The following is a 16,225-nucleotide window of genomic DNA, read 5'->3' on the forward strand; positions in this document are numbered from 1 at the left end:
ACGGCCTAATGGGAGTAGATCTTCTCGCCTATTCTGTTGACTTAGCTGGATAAGTTCGCGAATTAACTGTTTATTGCCCTGAAAATATGTTCGCGGCTTTGAGCTTGCCATTCCTATCCGTTAATTCTTGAAGGAAGGCGCGCAACAGCCCATGCCGCGCGTTATTTGGTGGCTTCCTTGCTAAATGATTGCGGTTGAGCTGGAATCCTTACCAGCGAAAAGAGGCAATGCCTCAGGTGGTGCCCTGGGAGGAGGTGTGAGCAATGGGAGCGTTGGAATGTCCTGTTCCTTCTCTCGAAGGTGAGCCAGAATTCTATCGATAACGTCCTGGTCCTCTATGCAGGCGATCACTTTGAGGGATCCGCCGCAGCGACTGCAAACTTCAATATCGATATTGAATACCCGTTTGAGTCGCTGGACCCAGGTCATCGCAGCGTGATGCTCGACAGTTGAGCGTACTTCATCATTGGGTATGCGCTTCACATCTTTGCCACGTTTGGCCGGGGTGACCTCCCCACGCCACCGGTGGTTGGGGGCCAGCACGCCGTGATAGCGGGTAAGATTAACGCGGGGCTTAGGCGCCAGGGCAGCCAAACGTGCGATGAAATCCACCGGCTCGAATGCCACTTGCGTGGTGCCATCCCGGTAGGGCGTCTTCAGGGTGTAGACCACCTTGCCGGTGGAGCTGAGTGATAGACGCGGTGTGGCGACAGCAGGGCGGGAAATGTACCGACACAGCCGCTCATGCTTGTCCTTTTGATGTCCTTCACAGCTCACTCCGGCGTGTAGCGAGAATCCATTGGCCTTGGCCACCCGCTCCTCAGCGCAGCCTGACCATCTGATCACGGCAGGCCGCACCACTGGCGTGGCCTGTACTGAATGCGCTACAGTCGCCGCCTTCCAAGGCTATCTGAGGTTGCACTGTGCGCGCTCTTCTCTTCTCCACCGCCCTGCTGGCCACAGCAGGACTAAGCACCGTCACGACACACGCCGGCGACTGGCGCGAACCGCCCAGCGAGTTCATCGCCAGCGTAATGGCTGTCAAGAATGTTTCCGCACCCACCATTTCACCCGACGGAAAGAGCGCGGTTTACATCCTCGGCGAGACGGACGTCGAGGCTGATGATTACGGCACCAACATTTGGTGGGTAGACACTGTTACCGGCGAGCAGCGCCAACTGACTCATTCGTCGCTGTCGACTGAATCGCAACTCGCCTGGCATCCTACCGAGAATGCCATCACCTTCCTAACAGACCGCGAGGACGAGAACGAGGAGTACCAATTGTGGTTACTGCCGCTGGACGGCGGTGAGGCACGCCCTCTGGCGAGCATGGACGCCGGTATCAGTGACTATCACGTGTCACCGGATGGCACACACATAGCCGTTGTGGTGACCGACCCCGCCCCGCATGAAACCGACGATGAGGAGCCACCCATCGAGACACCGCCACCGGTGGTGATCGACCGGTTTGCCTTCAAGAACGACAGCGAGGGCTACCTCACCAGCACCCAGAGCATCCACCTGATTGACGCTGCCTCCGGAGAGAGTAGCGTACTCGCCACAGTAGGCTTTCAACCGGAAGCACCGGCATTCTCCCCCGATGGAACCACACTGGCCTATGTGGCTCGTGAAGGCGATGAACCCAGCCGACTGGAGAACTGGGACCTGTATCTCTACGACCTCGACTCCGACAAATCACGGAACCTTGCCGCCTCAGCGCTCGCCGACTGCGCCATTGGCGGCCATGATCGCCCGCTGTGGCGACCCGATGGCAAGGCCATTGCCTGCCTCACCGCTGATTACACAGTGGATAATCTTTATGCACAGCCCGAACTCAAGCTGTACGATCTGGCCAGCGGCGAGGCGCAAATACTCACCGAAGACCTGGACCTGAATATCGGAGACCTCAGCTGGCGAGATGACGGCAATGCTCTGCTGTTCACCGTTGAGGAAGATCGCAGCCAATGGCTGGCGCAAATGGATACCGCCAACGGGGATATCGAACGCCTGCTCACCGGCAAGCTCACCGTTTACGGCTATGGCAATGCAGGCGGCGCTACGGTTGCTCGACTGGGCTTCGGTGATCTGCCATTTGAGCTCTACAAGGTTGAGGGCGGTATTGCCACTGCGATTACTGATCACAACATCGAATTACTCGAAGCGCACCCCTGGCAGCCCTTCGAAGAGTTCAGCGCTACCTCGAGTGATGGCACAGACATCAGCGGGCTGCTGGTCAAACCCGGCAACTACCGCAAAGGTCGCAGGTACCCCGCCGTGCTGTACATCCACGGCGGCCCTACGTCGCAGTTCGGGCACGAACCGCGTAGCACAGCGCAGGTATTTGCCGATGCGGGTTATGTGGTGATTATGATGAATCCGCGCGGCAGCACCGGCCGCGGCATCGAGTTTTCAAAGGGCATCTTTGCCGCATGGGGTTCGGTAGATGTGCCAGACGTACTCGCCGGCGTGGACTGGGCGGTAGAGCAAGGTATCGCCGATAAAGATGAGCTGTTTGTTGCCGGATGGAGCTACGGTGGCATGCTGACCAACTACGTGGTTGCATCGGATAACCGTTTTAAGGCGGCGGTGTCCGGTGCGGCGATCAGCAATTTATGGGGTGGTTTCGGTACTGATCAATACATCCACTCTTACCTGTCTGAATTGGGCACCCCCTGGGAAAATCCAGAGAACTACAACCGTATCTCTTACCCATTCCTCAAGGCAGATCGGATTCAAACACCCACACTGTTCATGGTGGGCCAGGAGGATTACAACGTCCCTGCGCTGTCCAGCGAACAGATGTACCAGGCGCTGAAGGTACTGCGCGTGCCCACCGGGCTGGTGGTTTATCCGGGAGAATCCCACGGCATATCGACGCCCAGTTACCAGATCGATCGATTCCAACGCCACCTGGATTGGTTCGAACAACATCGGGACTGAACGGTAACGCCTGACAACAATCCTTGTGGCTGGCTCACTGACGCCAGCCGCACCCACCTGAGTGACCTCCCTCGCCTAGCACAGCGCGGCTAACTGTCCGCGTTATGTCACGGTGTGCTGCTTTTTTGACCAGAGCGAGATGCACAGGCCCGCGTATACCCCTATGACGACAAACGCCGTCTATTCCTACAGACAGAGAATTAAAGAGGATTCACATGAAAATTAAACACCTTGTGGCTGCAGTGGCAGTCTCTGCCGTTGCAACCACTACTGCTATTGCCGGTGGTCACGGCGATCACAGCGCTGACAAAAAAATGGACGCGGCTCACGCCATGGACAAAGGCACCATCGTTGACATCGCGGCCAGCAATAACGACTTCAGCACACTGGTAGCCGCTGTAACCGCTGCAGACCTGGCGGGCGTGCTTGGCGGCGAAGGCCCCTTCACCGTGTTTGCACCGACCAACGAAGCTTTTGCAGCGCTGCCCGAAGGCACTGTGGAATCACTGCTGCTGCCTGAGAACAAAGACAAGTTGGTCCAAGTACTGACGTATCACGTGGTATCAGGCGCGGTCTACGCCAAAGACGTGACACAGCTGTCTTCCGCTGACACCGTAGAAGGTGAGGCGGTGAAGATCTCAACCATGGGCGACAAAGTAATGGTTAACGACGCACAGGTCGTAGCCGTTGATATCGCCGCATCCAATGGCGTTATCCACGTCATCGATAAGGTCCTGCTGCCCGGCGCATAAGTTGAGCTCCGGGCTGGCGCGTTGCTGTGCTTCCTGCAGCCGCCAGCCCGTTTTTAATGGCACAGAGGCACAGGTCACGCGCGAAACACACTACACTGTGCTGATGGAGAGTAGCTACAGCCGCCGCCCAGTCACAGGACCCTGCCCCGCTTGCAAGCGGGATGTGGATCTCACCTTCCACCACTTGATTCCCCGCAAAGTGCACCGCCGAGCGAGGTTCAAAAAGAATTTTACGAGAGAAAGCCTCAATCAGGGCGTCTACCTGTGCCGCGCCTGGCACTCAGGCATTCACAAGCGGTATGACGAGATGACACTGGCCACTCACTACGCAAGCTGGGATGCCATTTCCAGCGACCCCGATCTACAGCGTCATTTTGCCTGGGTCGCCAAACAACGGCTCACCAAACAGGCCAGAGCCTAGTAAGGCGCTAAAAATCCGCGTCCTCATCGGGAAGGCGGGCGCAGTTGGATGGGGTTGCCTTCTTCTCGATGCCAAATAAACGCTGCCTCAATCGCTGCAGTAAAGAAGACTTTTGGGTTTGGACTGGTTGTCGGTGAGCGGGCGGCGCACCGTGTTCGGCATACCAATGCTCCCACTCCCACGGCGTCAAGGTCTTGGGTCCGCGCTCGCTAGTTGCCCTGTCCATCGCCTGTGCACGCAGCGAGTGATCTTGCTCCGGCTCAGCTTCACCGAGAATTTCACGAATTCGTCGTTGGTTACGTGTCTCACTCATCGTCAGCCCTACCAGGGAACCGTTTTCCCCGCCCAGTCGACATAGGATAGCTGACCATCGCAAGAAGCAGACTGCATTTGGGTCAGCAGGGATTGGGCAACAAACTGCGGCGTGAAGAGCTTGTCTTCCGGCACCCTCGCTTGAAACGGTTTCGACAGCCGGGTATCGGTAGTGCCTGGATGGAAGGCGATCAGTTTGACGCCCCTGGCGCGACGCGCAAACTCAACCGCGGCGGTTTTCAGCATCATGTTCAGGGCCGCTTTCGAAGCACGGTAGCTGTACCAGCCGCCGAGATGATTATCACCAATGCTACCCACGCGCGCACTGAGGCAGGCAACCACAGCTCGCTCACTGCGTCTCAGCAAAGGGGTTAGCGCGCTCAACCACAGCGCCGGCAACACCGTGTTCACAGTGAGCACCTGCTGCAGATGGTCACGATTGAGACGCTCTATCGCTTTCTCAGGCTGTAAGTCGTCATCGTGCAGCAGACCCAATGTGATCACAATATTTCCGGGAGAAAACTCCTGTGCTTTCAGCTCGGCGACCACTGCGGCGATACTTTCGTCGGAGTGATCACAATGCAGGTGGCACGGCACTTCATGGCGCTGCGCATCGGCGTCCTGACCGTCTCGGCTTACCGCAAAAACCCGGCGCACGGAGCTGTCGTCCAGTAAGGCCTGCACCACGGCTGCACCAATGCCGCCCCCCGCGCCAATAACAAGCGCATCGCGCCCTTCAGATGTTGGTTCGTTCATACTGAAATTACGCAGCGCGGGAATCGCCGGACTAGACCCCGGGGCGACGAAAGCACGACAGCACTCGCGATCTGTTTTGGTTTGCTATGGCCTGGCTTTGCGGATCACAGTGACTGCCGAGCCCACTGCGAGTCAGTGTGCTCGCTACTTGAATGGATTAAAGATCGGCAACTTATGCACCCCGTGGCATACCCAGTCCACCAGGGTGTCGCGGTTGCGGTATTGTTCTGGTAAATGGGGCCAGGCCTGGTCATCAAAGGCCAGAGCCAGGCGGCAGCAGCCGGGTGTGCGCTGTGCCAGTGTCAGATCGCCAAGCCGTACTGCGCCACTGCGTAGCGCGTCAAAGCAGGCTTGTTCGTCGCTGGTCGCAGTGATCATGTTGTTTTTAGATAGGCCCTGTAAACGGGGGAGTGCTCAATCATTGCCCGTGCTTTGCTCCGGTGCCTCGATATCGCCCTCGACGGCCCGATATCCCCAGTGGCACTTGCCATAAATGTTAGCGCTGGTGCCGCAGTGGTAGCGCTGATAATCCCAGATATCCTCCAGGCTGAGTATGCCCCGGTCGGCGGGTAGCTCGTTCAGGTAAAAGCCGAGCTGACGCTGCAGGGTCTTGCGCTGTTCTTCGTTGTCGCACAGTACTTCCACCGGGAACTTATGCTGGCCCGGGCGGCCCACGCGGGCAATGATGGGGTAGGTGGTGATTTCATCGTTGGCGATGCTGCCATAGCGGATCACCAGGTGTTCTTCATGTTCGCCTACCGGCTCCTGGCGCCAGTTGCTGATATCCGAGATGCTGCGGCGACCGCTGTTCCTGTTGCGGTCGAATCGCTTGCGTGGTTTTTGCCCACGCGAAAACAGCTTGGCGAGGGAGGATCGCAAATTTGTGTGGCCTGTGCGGTTTATCGAGCTTCATTTTGCACTATAGTTTAATAAAAGCTAGTTTTACATGGATGCACGCATGGTAGCCAGGCAATACAAGAGCACTTTCCTTCAGTCCTGGATGATCTGTCTGGCGCTGCTCAGCATAGGCCTGGCCGCTGCCAATGCTGGCGCTCAGACCCCGGGTGACGTCATGCTGGACTACGATACCTCGGCCTTGCGCCAGGCGGTGGAGCAGGGTGATCTGGCCAGGGTCAAAGAGTTTGTCGAAGCCGGTGCCACCGGCGATACAATGGACTTTTTCAACCCCTATGAACCCGGTGCAGTGGCTATCGCGATAGAGCGGGGCCACCGCGACATCGCGGTATTCCTGATCGAAGAACAATTCCAGGAAGGGCACGCGGGCTCGGCGCTGCAGGCGGCGGTGGCGGCCCAGGATGTCGAGTTGCTGCGCCTCGCGTTAGAGCGCTACGACTACGGCGACAACGGTGCGGGTCCAGTCGGCGGTCGGGCGGCCTTCAACAGCGCCCTGGCTTCGCCTGACCAGGCGCGGGAGCTGTCTTCGCCCTTTTTCGATGCTGGCTGGCGCTTGTCGTACGACACACCAGCGGGTAGTGAGCTGTTCAAGGTCGAGTATGCAGCCGGTAATCGCGACTTTGCCGGGCGCCTGTGTGAGGCGGGTTTTGAGGATGGCGCCGAGATGGTGCCGGCGGAGTTGGCGGCGGGGCGTTACGCGGCCGCTATTTTTCTACTGCAGCATTGTGTACAGGAGTATCAGCTGGATAGCCTGGTATCCCGGACCTACACCGACATGCTGAGTGCGCGTAATTACCAGGGCATGGCGGCGTTCTATGCAAGCGGCCTGGTCGGCGTGGACGACGAGGTTTCCTATATGGGGCCAGCTATCCAGACGGCTATCACCGATGGCGATGAGGCACTGCTGGCCTTTCTGATTGAGCAGGGAGCTGATCTCAAGCAGCGCAACGACTACGGACAATTGCTGCTTGCCCTGGCTGTTGAAAAGCAGCACACCGCGTTGGCGATGGCGTTGCTATCGGCGGGGGCTCCCTATAAAGGCGGCCCGGATAATCCCTGGGCCGCGCCGGTTGAACAGGCCTTACAGGTTCGTGATGCAACGGTATATCAGGCCCTGGTAGAGCTGGGGGAAACGGCGGAGGAGCCGGCAGAGCAGATGTGCGCACAGCTGGAGGGCGCGGCCGACCTGCGCGACCTGAACTTCTGCCAGGCGCTGGGTTATGTGGGGCAGATCGAGGGCCGGCTGAGCGGCGCGCTGGTTGTGGCTGCGGGTCGTAATAACCTTACCCTGTTGCGGCAGTTGCTGGGGGAGGGTGTAAGCCCCGATGCCGTTGACGAGGATGGCGCCAGCGCCTTGATGCGGGCGGCGCGAGAAGGGGCGTTTGAAGCCTTCGAGATTCTATTGGCCGCGGGGGCGGACCCGCAACTGGGTCGCAACGCGGATGATCTGCTGGGGCAGGCGGCGATCGGGGCCGACCTGCCGCTGTATCAGCGGGCTGAATCACTGGCGTCCACTGATGAGGCCCGGCTCGAGGCGGTGGACAACGCTGTGCGCTACGAACGCGCGGAGATCCTTGATTATCAATTGCAGGCTGGATACCCACTGCCCCCTGACATCCTGCAACAAGCCATGGAAAGCGCCCCGCGGGACATCTTCGAGCAGTTGCTTGCCGCGGGGGCCGACCCGCGTGGCGCTGGCCTTTGGAACCGGACCCTGTGGACCCAGCTAGGCAACCTGCACTACCGCATGGAGGATGAAGAATACGGTTTCTATCGTGCGAAGCTTAAGGAGCTGGGGCTTGATCCTGCGGAGCTGGATGGCCAGGGCCGCAATGCCCTGTCTGCCCACCTGAACAGGATTGAGCCGGCACAGTTCAGCCGACTTCAGCCGCTGCTTGATCAGGGGCTGCGTGTGCCGGAGAAATCCGTCGATGAATTCACAGAGCTTCAAGTAGAGCTGCTGACTGCGGGCCGTGGGCGACTTTTTCTTACCCTGCTGGAAGCGGGACTTTCGGCTGATGGCGCAGATGATCAGGGCAGGAGTTTACTGAATATTGCCCTGCGCGGGGGCAAGCAGCGGATGGTTTTTGCCCTGCTGGAGGCAGGGGCCGATGCCCAGGCAGTGGAGCCTGGCACTGGGGTAAGCATGTTGCAGGTGGCAGTAGAGGAGGAGCTTGGCGCGGCAATTCCTGCGCTCATCGCCGCGGGTGCGGATGTTGACCAGCGCCAGCGAGGTAGCCAGGGGACGACGCCTTTGATGGTTGCTGCGGCTCTGGGGTACGAAGACATGGTCGCCCAGCTGCTCGAAGCAGGGGCAGATGCGGGGCGCTTCGATAACCAGGGCGATACCACCATGGACTACCTGGCGGCCGATGCGTCAGACAGTTTGCGGGATCTACTACAGCGAGCCGCGGCGGGCGGCGTAGAAGAAACCCGTATCGCGCTATATGTGAGCGCCATAGGCCAAAGCACCGTCGCGCCGCTGGACGTCTCTTCCGACGGTAAGCTGGCCATACGCCGCGCGGGGTCAGTGGTGGAGCTGTGGGATGAAGTGAATGGCAGAGCCATTCGTGCCCTGGCTGCCGACCTGCCGGTGGAATCCTTCCTGGCGCACGAAAATCCGCTGCTAATGGCGCAGTTTTACACAGACGATCAGTTGCTGCTGCTGCGCGACTTCGCTTCGGCCGCCTATCTCGTGGATGCATATTCCGGAGAGATGCTCAGGTCGTTCGAAATACCCTACACGGATAACCTGCGAGGAGGTCTGTTAGTGGCGGGCCATGGCCAATTGCTGCTGTCTTCAAACAATCAAACGGCTCTGCTGGATATCGCCACCGGTGAACAGCTGCGCAGCTGGTCGGTTGGGCTGGAGGATCTCAACTGGCAGGAACCTGAGAAGATATTCACGGGTATGCGCAACGACGACCTGTACACGGTGGATCTGCAGGACGAGCAGGTGGCTGCGTTTAATGTTTTTACCAGGGAGGCTTTCCTCGATCCGGAGAAAGCCGTGGTTAACGATGCGGGCCTGGTGCTGCTTGCCCAGAATAAACAGGCTGGGGTAAATCCCGGACTACTGCTCAAGGTAGACGCGGCCAACGGTGCTGTCCTCGGTAGCCTGGATACCGGGCCGGGTGAACTGGTGTCACTGGAATTTCTCCCCCAAGGGCGGCGAGTCTTCACTGTGCATGAAAGAGAAGGCGCGCAATATGTCGCCCTGTGGGATGTTGCTTCTGGTCAGCGCTTGCTGAGTGAGAAGGTGGCGGACTCCTACCTGGACCCGGCAACAGCAGTAGACGCAGCAGGTCATCTGCTGTGGATAGATGAACATAAAAACCTGCAAAGGCGCAGTGCAGAAGACGGCAGCCTGCTAGCCCAGGTACAAATACCCTGGGCGGACATGGAGGTTAGTTTGCAGCCGCTTGCCGATGGCCTGGTGGCGGTGATCGGTAGCGGGCAGATTGATGTCTGGAACATCGAAGAGGCCCGGCGCCTGGCCAGCCGTGAGCTGGGCTATGGCGTGCGCCTCAGTGCTGTTGTGGGGGGCAAGGAACTCCTGCTGGTGAGCCTGGACTCCGATTTTCACTACCTGGCGCTGCCAGGGCTGGAAAGCCTCGAGCACCACAGGCCCTTTGCTCCGGATACGGCACCCCCTCGGCGTGGTGAAGACAGCTGCCTCAGTGGTTTCAACAGAGGCAGCCTGCGGGTGCTGGACGATGGTGAATTACTGTACGGCTGTTATAACGAGGGCATCTATCGCTGGCGTAGGGGCGAGGCCCAGGCCGAGCGCCTGGACAGTCAGGATGCGGGTTTTCTTGGCCATGCCCTGCAAGCATTCGCACTCAGCCCGTCCGGCCAGTACATGGTCAGCCTCCATTCCGGCGATAGTTCCCTGCGCCTGTGGGACACAAGTCGTTGGCAGGTTGTTCAGGAGCCGATACTAATTGGTGACAGCCGCCCGTTTGCGGCCGGCCTCGCCGTGCAGGGTCGCCATGCCCTGCTCGCCTCAGAGGATCAGAGGCGCCTGCAGCTCTGGGATGTCGAAGCCGGGCGCGCAGTGGCCGAGTATGTCGCGGGTGAGGAGTTTCAATATTCAGGTGCCAGCATTGCCGCAGGTGGTGAATTGGCGGTGACGTGGTCTGTTAGCAGCGTGCACTTATGGCGTTTCCCCGAGGGAGAGTTACTGGATATTTTCTCCGTGGGCTTGGGGCCTGACGTTTTTTACGCTGCCATCAGCCCCGATGGTAATACTTTGGCAGTGGCCAGTGGCAGAGAGGTATTTACCGTGCAGTTGTGGGACCTGCGCAGCGGCGAGAAAGGCGCTCTTATCGACGGCGCCCGGGGTATGTTGCGTCATGTGGATTTCTCGCCGGACAGCCGGCAACTGCTGGTCAGTGGTGATGACGTCACGCGCTGGGATGTGGCCAGCGGCGAGCAACTATTCCGTTACCCCATGAAAACCGGTTGGGCCGAGCGGGCCTTCTTTGTCGATGGGGGTGCCGCCGTGGTCACTTCGGCCCGGGTGCCGCGCAACTATTACTACCGGGCGGAGTTTTACAGCCAGCGATGGCCGTTGGCGGGTGATCAGCCCCTTGAGGAATGGTCTGGCTACCAGTTGTTGGATCACGATGCATCGGGAGCCCTGCTGTTCCTCAATGCCAGTGGTGAGGTGGTCAGGCGAAGTGCCGCGGGTGAGCAGACGACCTGGCCTGGGCTGGTGCTGGATGTGACGACTCGTGATGACCCACTGCTGCGTTTGTCCGGGGACAACCTGCTACAGGCGAATCGAGAGATATTCGTGGAGCACCGTGCGGAAGAGGCCAGCCGCTATTTCGACATTACCTCCCGTGGCTCATCCTACGATGAAAGTCCACTGCGCCTGATCCGCTACAGCGACGGGCGTGACCGGGCGTTGTACCAGAACGGCGAGTACCTCCGCGTCTACGATACCGTTAGTGAAAAGCCCCTGGGCTGTATCGAAGGCCGGCTTGGTGAGTATCAGCGTGTGGCACTGAGCGCCAACGGCAAGAGGGCCTTCTTACAACAGGGCGGTGGGGCCTGGTTAAGCGCCGAGCTCGATGGGGCTGCCTGTCAGCTACCTGCTGCGGCGCGAGCGCCCGGTGGCAGTGCCAGTACGATCTACACAGCCGCGCCGACGGAATCTCAAGATGCTTTCGCAGGCGGGCTCGCGTCGCTGGCGGTGATCAGCGAGGACGGCCGTTACCTGGCCATGGCCGAGGACGAGATGCTGCGGGTCATCAGCCTGGAAACCGGCCAGCTACTGGAGCCATTGGATACCGGAGTATTTATACAGGGGCTGGCCATCAGCCCCGATGGCAGGGATGTGATGATCTTCCACGGGGATGGCTACCTGGCCCTGCGCAACACCGAGAGTGGTGAGGAGTACTTTCGCGAGCGCATGGCCGGTGACGAACCACTGTCGATTCAGTGGGATCGCACTGCGAGCCAGATCGAAGTGGTCACCCAGCGGGTGACGCGCCTGACCATGCAATGCGATCAGATATGCGAGGAAATCATCGAGGAGATGGAGCGCACGGTAGAGCGCTGGGATTACCAGCTGGGTAAGCGCCTGTCCCTGGCGAGCGAGCGCCAGGCACCCGTGCCAGACAATCAACAGGAGGAGCTGGCACTGGCCAGCGGCGACAGTCTGCCCATCAGCTATCGTGCAGGTTCCGCCAATCTGGAGCACTTCGGCCAGGACGACATCAACGCGATGCGTTCACCGGGCGGGGCCTACTGGGCCACCGGCCTGGACGAAGACGGCATCACTATCTATAACCACCGCGGCGAGCCGGTCTATGAACAGTTACAGCCAGACGCACCCTATGAACAACTGCTGCGCCGGGTGTTTTTCCTGCCGGGAGAGCGCCATGCCCTGGTGGTGGGGCGCGATGCTCAGCTGACCCTGGTGGATCTCGAAGCTGGGGAGGCGGTGGCCTGGGTACGGCTGTTTGCCGACCAGCGCTGGGTGGTGTTCGACCCGCAGGGGCGCTACGACAGCAACTCGCCGGGTGATCTGCCCCTGGTAGCCTGGGTGGCGGAAGACGCGCCGCTCACCGCCCTGCCGGTAGAGGTGTTTATGCGCGAGTATTTCGAGCCCCGGTTGTTGGCGCGTATTGTGGCCGGGGAGGCCCTGGCCGAGGTGACATCGATCGCCGATCTGAATCGGGTACAGGTTGGCGTGGAGATCACCCGGGTTGAGCCGGTGCGGGGCGAAGTGGATCGGGTGGATGTCGAGTTGAACGTAACGCATACGCGGCAGCAGGGCGAGGCCGGCGAGGTTGATTCTGGCCTGGGTGAATTACGCCTGTTCCGCGAGGGTCAGCTGGTGGCTTGGTTGCCAGCCGAGGACCTGGCTGCCATCAAGCCGGGCAAGACTAAGGCCCAGCGCATTGCCCGGGTACGACTCCCTGCGGGGGACGCGGGCAGTGCGCTCAACCTCAGCGCCTATGCCTTTAACAGCGATGGCGTGAAAAGCGCAACGGCCTCGCAGGTTTACCGCTATCCCGAGTCGGTCGCGAGCGATACCCGGCGCGCCTATGTCATCGTGGTGGGTATGAACAGCTACGAAAACAGCAGCTGGAACCTGCGCTATGCGGCGGCGGACGCGCGAGCCGTGCTCGAGGGTATGGGTACCAGCCTTGGCTCGGGGGCTACGTATCAGGAGGTAGTGGGGATTCCCCTGCTCAGTGTGCCGGGTGCCGAGGCCTATCCCACCAAGGCGCGCATCCTCGCGGTGCTGGACAAACTGGCCGGGCGCAAGGTGGACGAGGCTGTCCTGGCGGGCATCCCCGATGCGGATCAACTGCAGCCCGCGGGCCCCGACGACCTGGTGGTGTTTGCCTTCGCCGGCCACGGCCTGGCGGGGGAGGGGGGTGAATTCTACCTGTTCCCCTGGGATCTGGGGCCCGGCCAGAGCCGGGTGATAGACGATCCCTTCTTCGAACGCCTGCTCAGCAGCAGCGAGCTGGATCTGGCCATGCGTGACATAGACGCCGGCGAGTTCCTGATGATTATCGACGCCTGTAACTCCGCCGCCAGTATAGAGGGTGAGGGTTTCAAGCCCGGGCCTATGGGTAGCCGTGGCCTGGGCCAGTTGGCCTACAGCAAGGGCATGCGCGTGCTCACTGCCAGTGAGGCCGAGGCGGTGGCCCTGGAAAGCGATGCTCTTGAACACGGCCTGCTCACCTATGCACTGATCGAAGAGGGTCTGCTGCAGGGGCTGGCAGATACCACGCCGGTTAATCGTAGAATCACTTCTCGCGAGTTACTGCAGTTCGGTGCCAACCGGGTGCCGGAGTTGCACAAGCTGGTCACCGAAGGGGAAAGCAAACTACCGGGCGAACGGGGTGCGTCCATTATTCTCGATCCGCAGATTACCCAGCCCAAGGTCTATGTGCAGCGCCCGGCGCTGTTTGATTTTTCCCCTCGCAGCCGCAATGCGGTGATCCGGGAGCAGGCCAGCCCGTAGTGCGCTGTTTGGTGAAGTTGTTACTATGGCTGGACAAGATCAGGGAGTAAGGATGCTGCCCACCCACAAATTGTTGCAACTGCTGGCCTTGCCGTTGAACCCGTGGCGTGCCCTGCTGTGATTTATCGCGCTGAGCGCGGTGCTGGCGGGCCTGGGCCTGGCCTGGGCCTGGTGGGCGTTACCCACGCCACCGCTGGGTGATGCCGGGATTCGCAGCGCTGAGAATACTGTTCTCTATATAGCGGTTGGCCTCGACCTCGGAGGTGCCCGAGTACAGCTCGGCTCTGGCTAAGGGCGTGGTGAGCTGCGTGGCCAGAAGCAGGGCGGCTGCGCTCAGGGTTTTGTAATTCACTTGGCGATCTCCCAGTGGTAAATCTGCATACCGCCGGGTTCCGGCCGGATGGCCAGGCTGGCGCCGCGGGTGAGTACTTTGGCCTCCTCAGCGCTGGCTTCGTTCTGGTTCACGCTGGCATCGAACAGCAACTGCATCAACGAGGGGCCTCCCTCCACTCGAGTTTGTGGTGCTGCAGTTTGCGGTGCTGCGCCCCAGGTCCCTTTGCCCCGGCTCTCCTTATTGAGGGAGGCGAGCTGCCGGCTGATGGCCTCCTGGGGTCCCTGGCCGCGCAGTTTCAAGCTACTCTGTGTCGCTGCGCCCCGGGTCACGCTGCCCAGGCTCTCCTGATTGAGGAAGGCGAAATCCCGGCTGATGGGGCCCTTGCCGGGCTGCGACAGGATGATCAGGTCCTCTGCGCCGGCGGTCTTGGCGTCCAGGGTAATGGGCAGCGAGTACAGACGCTCGCCGGCGCCTACGCGGTTGGGAATATCGCCCACCGGCCAGAGTTGGGTCAGGCCAAAATGGGCGTCGCGGTAGAGCACGCTGATGTCCTGTGCCATGGGCGACACATTGCGTATATCCACGATCACCTGGTCGCCGGCTGCAAAACTGGGCACCTCACTCAGGGGGTAGTCGCTCAGCTCGCCCTGCTTGCGGATGGTGAGTTTGACATCCAGTGAGGAGCGGCCCGTGCTGCCGGCGGCGATGTGGGGCTGCATGCGTATCACGCTCTCGGCACGGGCAATGCGCCCGAGGCCACTGGCCACGATTTGCAGGTCTTCCACATCCTTCAGCGGAAATTTCTCTGCGGCCAGTTCCTGTTTGGGGCCGCGCTCCGTATTACAGGGTTCGATCTCGTCCACCGGCAGCCCCCGGTCTTTGCAGGGCAGGCTCTGGTCCTGGGTTAAAAACAGCAGTTGTTCGCCGGAGATTGCCACGCGGATAGCGGCGGGCTCACCCTCCGCGGCCACGGCCAGCAGAGGGTTCTTGTCCGCTGCGGCGGCCACCAGGGGCGCCAGTTTTGCGGCTGCCGGGCCGATGGCGGCCACGCTCAGGGTGAAGTCAGCCACCGGCTGCTTCATCACGGCGTAGAGCGGGTCCTGCTCGTCGCGGCCCTTGAAATCCAGGGGCTTGGCCTTGCTGGTCATGGCCGTGGCCTCTTTGATGCTGGCCTGGCCGACAAAGTCTTCCTCCCTGGCCAGCGGGCTACGATACAGGTTGATGACGGATTCCTGGGTGTAGTGCTGTAGCCTGCCCGCCTCGATCTTGATGTCGCCGCGGCTGTTGGCCCGGGCGGGCCACACCTGGTAGCCGCGCTCCTCTTCGCCAAAGATAGTCTCGTCCAGGGCGTCGCCACTCACCAGCGGCTGAGTGCGGCGCCAGGGCAGTTGCCGGTACTGCAGCATTACCTGTTCCGCCAGCTGTGCGTAGCTGATGCCGCGATTGTTGGCCAGCACCTGCATCAGGTTGTAGGTAAACACGCCATAGGTTTTGCCATCATCACCCTTGGGCGGCAGGGTCATCTCCGGTGTCGTCTGGGTAGGTTGGGCGGCGGAGAAGGCTACCAGGTAGCCGCGTTGGGTGTCGGCATCGGCTGCGGCACCCAGATTCGAGGTGAAGGTATCGTCGCCTGCGGCCGGGCCGCCGCGGGTGGTGATGCCGGCGTTGGCGGGTATGCCCAGCGCCCCCGGGGCAAGCTGCCGGAAACTCATATTGTTGAAACTGGCGCCCCGGGTCATGGTGCCCGAGTGGCAGCTGTCGAATACCAGCCAGATATTGGCGCCCCTGGCCCGGATAGCATCCAGTTTAGTGTCCATCTCGTTGTCAGTGATGGCGTTGGGCACAGTGCTCTTGTCGGCGTCGCCCTTCCACTTCTCGACATCCGCCGGCAGGAACAGTTCGTCCAGGCCGTCGGTTTCATCATCGCCGGTGGCGGGCGCCTGGGAACCGTGACCGCTGAAGTGCAGGTAGACAAAGTCGCCGGCCTGGGCTTTTGCCGCCAGCGCATCCAGTTCGTTCATGATGTTGGCCCGTATCGGGCGCCTGCCTTCCCCGGCAGATTCACTGAGGGTGGTGATGTCGGTGGCCTCAAAGCCCCTTGCCATAAGTACTTCGGCGGCGAGTGCCACGTCGTTGTCGGAGCCGGTCAGGTTCTGGCCTTCGAGGTTGGGGTAGTCGGTCACGCCAACCAGCAGGGCGTGCCTGGCGGCCAGTGACAGCGGGCTGAACAGTACTGCGCAGAGCAGAACGAGCCCGGGCAGCAGGTGCAGGCGTGAGGGAGGCATGGGGTTCCTTCCTTGA

10 protein-coding genes and 1 pseudogene are annotated in these 16,225 nt (G+C 60.6%); 4 read left to right on the top strand and 7 right to left on the bottom strand.

The features are described from left to right. Positions 1–180 precede the first annotated feature (180 nt). Positions 181–813, bottom strand: a pseudogene (locus tag A3709_RS01485) (transposase); the annotation flags it as partial. A 110-nt stretch (positions 814–923) separates the two neighbouring features. Here A3709_RS01485 and A3709_RS01490 point away from each other — a divergent pair. The 3 genes from A3709_RS01490 (at position 924) to A3709_RS01500 (ending at position 4,115) form a co-directional block, all read left to right on the top strand. After that, positions 924–2,942: a S9 family peptidase gene (locus A3709_RS01490; protein ID WP_066049027.1), complete on the top strand. Its 2,019-nt coding sequence runs from the start codon at positions 924–926 to the stop codon at positions 2,940–2,942. Between the two features lie 215 nt (positions 2,943–3,157). After that, positions 3,158–3,694, top strand: a complete 537-nt coding sequence (locus tag A3709_RS01495) for a fasciclin domain-containing protein (RefSeq protein ID WP_066049030.1) — start codon at positions 3,158–3,160, stop codon at positions 3,692–3,694. Positions 3,695–3,857: 163 nt separating this feature from the next. Next, complete coding sequence (locus A3709_RS01500) at positions 3,858–4,115, top strand: hypothetical protein (protein ID WP_231871072.1); 258 nt, start codon at positions 3,858–3,860, stop codon at positions 4,113–4,115. Between the two features lie 7 nt (positions 4,116–4,122). Here A3709_RS01500 and A3709_RS01505 read toward each other — a convergent pair whose 3' ends face one another. The 4 genes from A3709_RS01505 to A3709_RS01520 form a co-directional block, all read right to left on the bottom strand. Further along, positions 4,123–4,428 (bottom strand): hypothetical protein, encoded by a 306-nt coding sequence (locus tag A3709_RS01505; protein WP_066049033.1) that lies wholly within the window; start codon positions 4,426–4,428, stop codon positions 4,123–4,125. Between the two features lie 8 nt (positions 4,429–4,436). Continuing rightward, a complete protein-coding gene (locus A3709_RS01510; RefSeq protein ID WP_066049035.1) occupies positions 4,437–5,183 on the bottom strand; it encodes an SDR family NAD(P)-dependent oxidoreductase in 747 nt (248 codons plus the stop codon). Between the two features lie 144 nt (positions 5,184–5,327). Further along, a complete protein-coding gene (locus A3709_RS01515) occupies positions 5,328–5,561 on the bottom strand; it encodes a hypothetical protein (RefSeq protein ID WP_066049037.1) in 234 nt (77 codons plus the stop codon). A gap of 36 nt (positions 5,562–5,597) precedes the next feature. Continuing rightward, on the bottom strand, positions 5,598–6,062 hold the full coding sequence (locus tag A3709_RS01520) for a hypothetical protein (RefSeq protein WP_066049041.1): 465 nt from the start codon (positions 6,060–6,062) through the stop codon (positions 5,598–5,600). A 79-nt stretch (positions 6,063–6,141) separates the two neighbouring features. Between A3709_RS01520 and A3709_RS01525 the strand changes: the two genes are divergently transcribed. Then, a complete protein-coding gene (locus A3709_RS01525) occupies positions 6,142–13,590 on the top strand; it encodes an ankyrin repeat domain-containing protein (protein ID WP_197484028.1) in 7,449 nt (2,482 codons plus the stop codon). Between the two features lie 178 nt (positions 13,591–13,768). Here the strand turns inward: A3709_RS01525 and A3709_RS22965 are convergent, their stop codons facing one another. Both A3709_RS22965 and A3709_RS01530 read right to left on the bottom strand, forming a co-directional pair. Beyond that, positions 13,769–13,942, bottom strand: coding sequence for a hypothetical protein (locus tag A3709_RS22965; protein ID WP_156507524.1), 174 nt, complete (start codon positions 13,940–13,942; stop codon positions 13,769–13,771). Next, positions 13,939–16,209, bottom strand: coding sequence for a caspase family protein (locus tag A3709_RS01530; RefSeq protein WP_066049047.1), 2,271 nt, complete (start codon positions 16,207–16,209; stop codon positions 13,939–13,941). The genes A3709_RS22965 and A3709_RS01530 overlap by 4 nt, the downstream gene beginning before the upstream one ends. Positions 16,210–16,225 lie beyond the last annotated feature (16 nt).

Source organism: Halioglobus sp. HI00S01 (genome assembly GCF_001635445.1).
GTDB lineage: Bacteria > Pseudomonadota > Gammaproteobacteria > Pseudomonadales > Halieaceae > Halioglobus > Halioglobus japonicus.

Coding starts and splice junctions, on each gene's coding strand:
- A3709_RS01495 (WP_066049030.1), top strand. CDS start 3,158: ATGAAAATTAAACACCTTGTGGCTGCAGTGGCAGTCTCTGCCGTTGCA.
- A3709_RS01505 (WP_066049033.1), bottom strand. CDS start 4,428: ATGAGTGAGACACGTAACCAACGACGAATTCGTGAAATTCTCGGTGAA.
- A3709_RS01515 (WP_066049037.1), bottom strand. CDS start 5,561: ATGATCACTGCGACCAGCGACGAACAAGCCTGCTTTGACGCGCTACGC.
- A3709_RS01510 (WP_066049035.1), bottom strand. CDS start 5,183: ATGAACGAACCAACATCTGAAGGGCGCGATGCGCTTGTTATTGGCGCG.
- A3709_RS01530 (WP_066049047.1), bottom strand. CDS start 16,209: ATGCCTCCCTCACGCCTGCACCTGCTGCCCGGGCTCGTTCTGCTCTGC.
- A3709_RS01525 (WP_197484028.1), top strand. CDS start 6,142: ATGGTAGCCAGGCAATACAAGAGCACTTTCCTTCAGTCCTGGATGATC.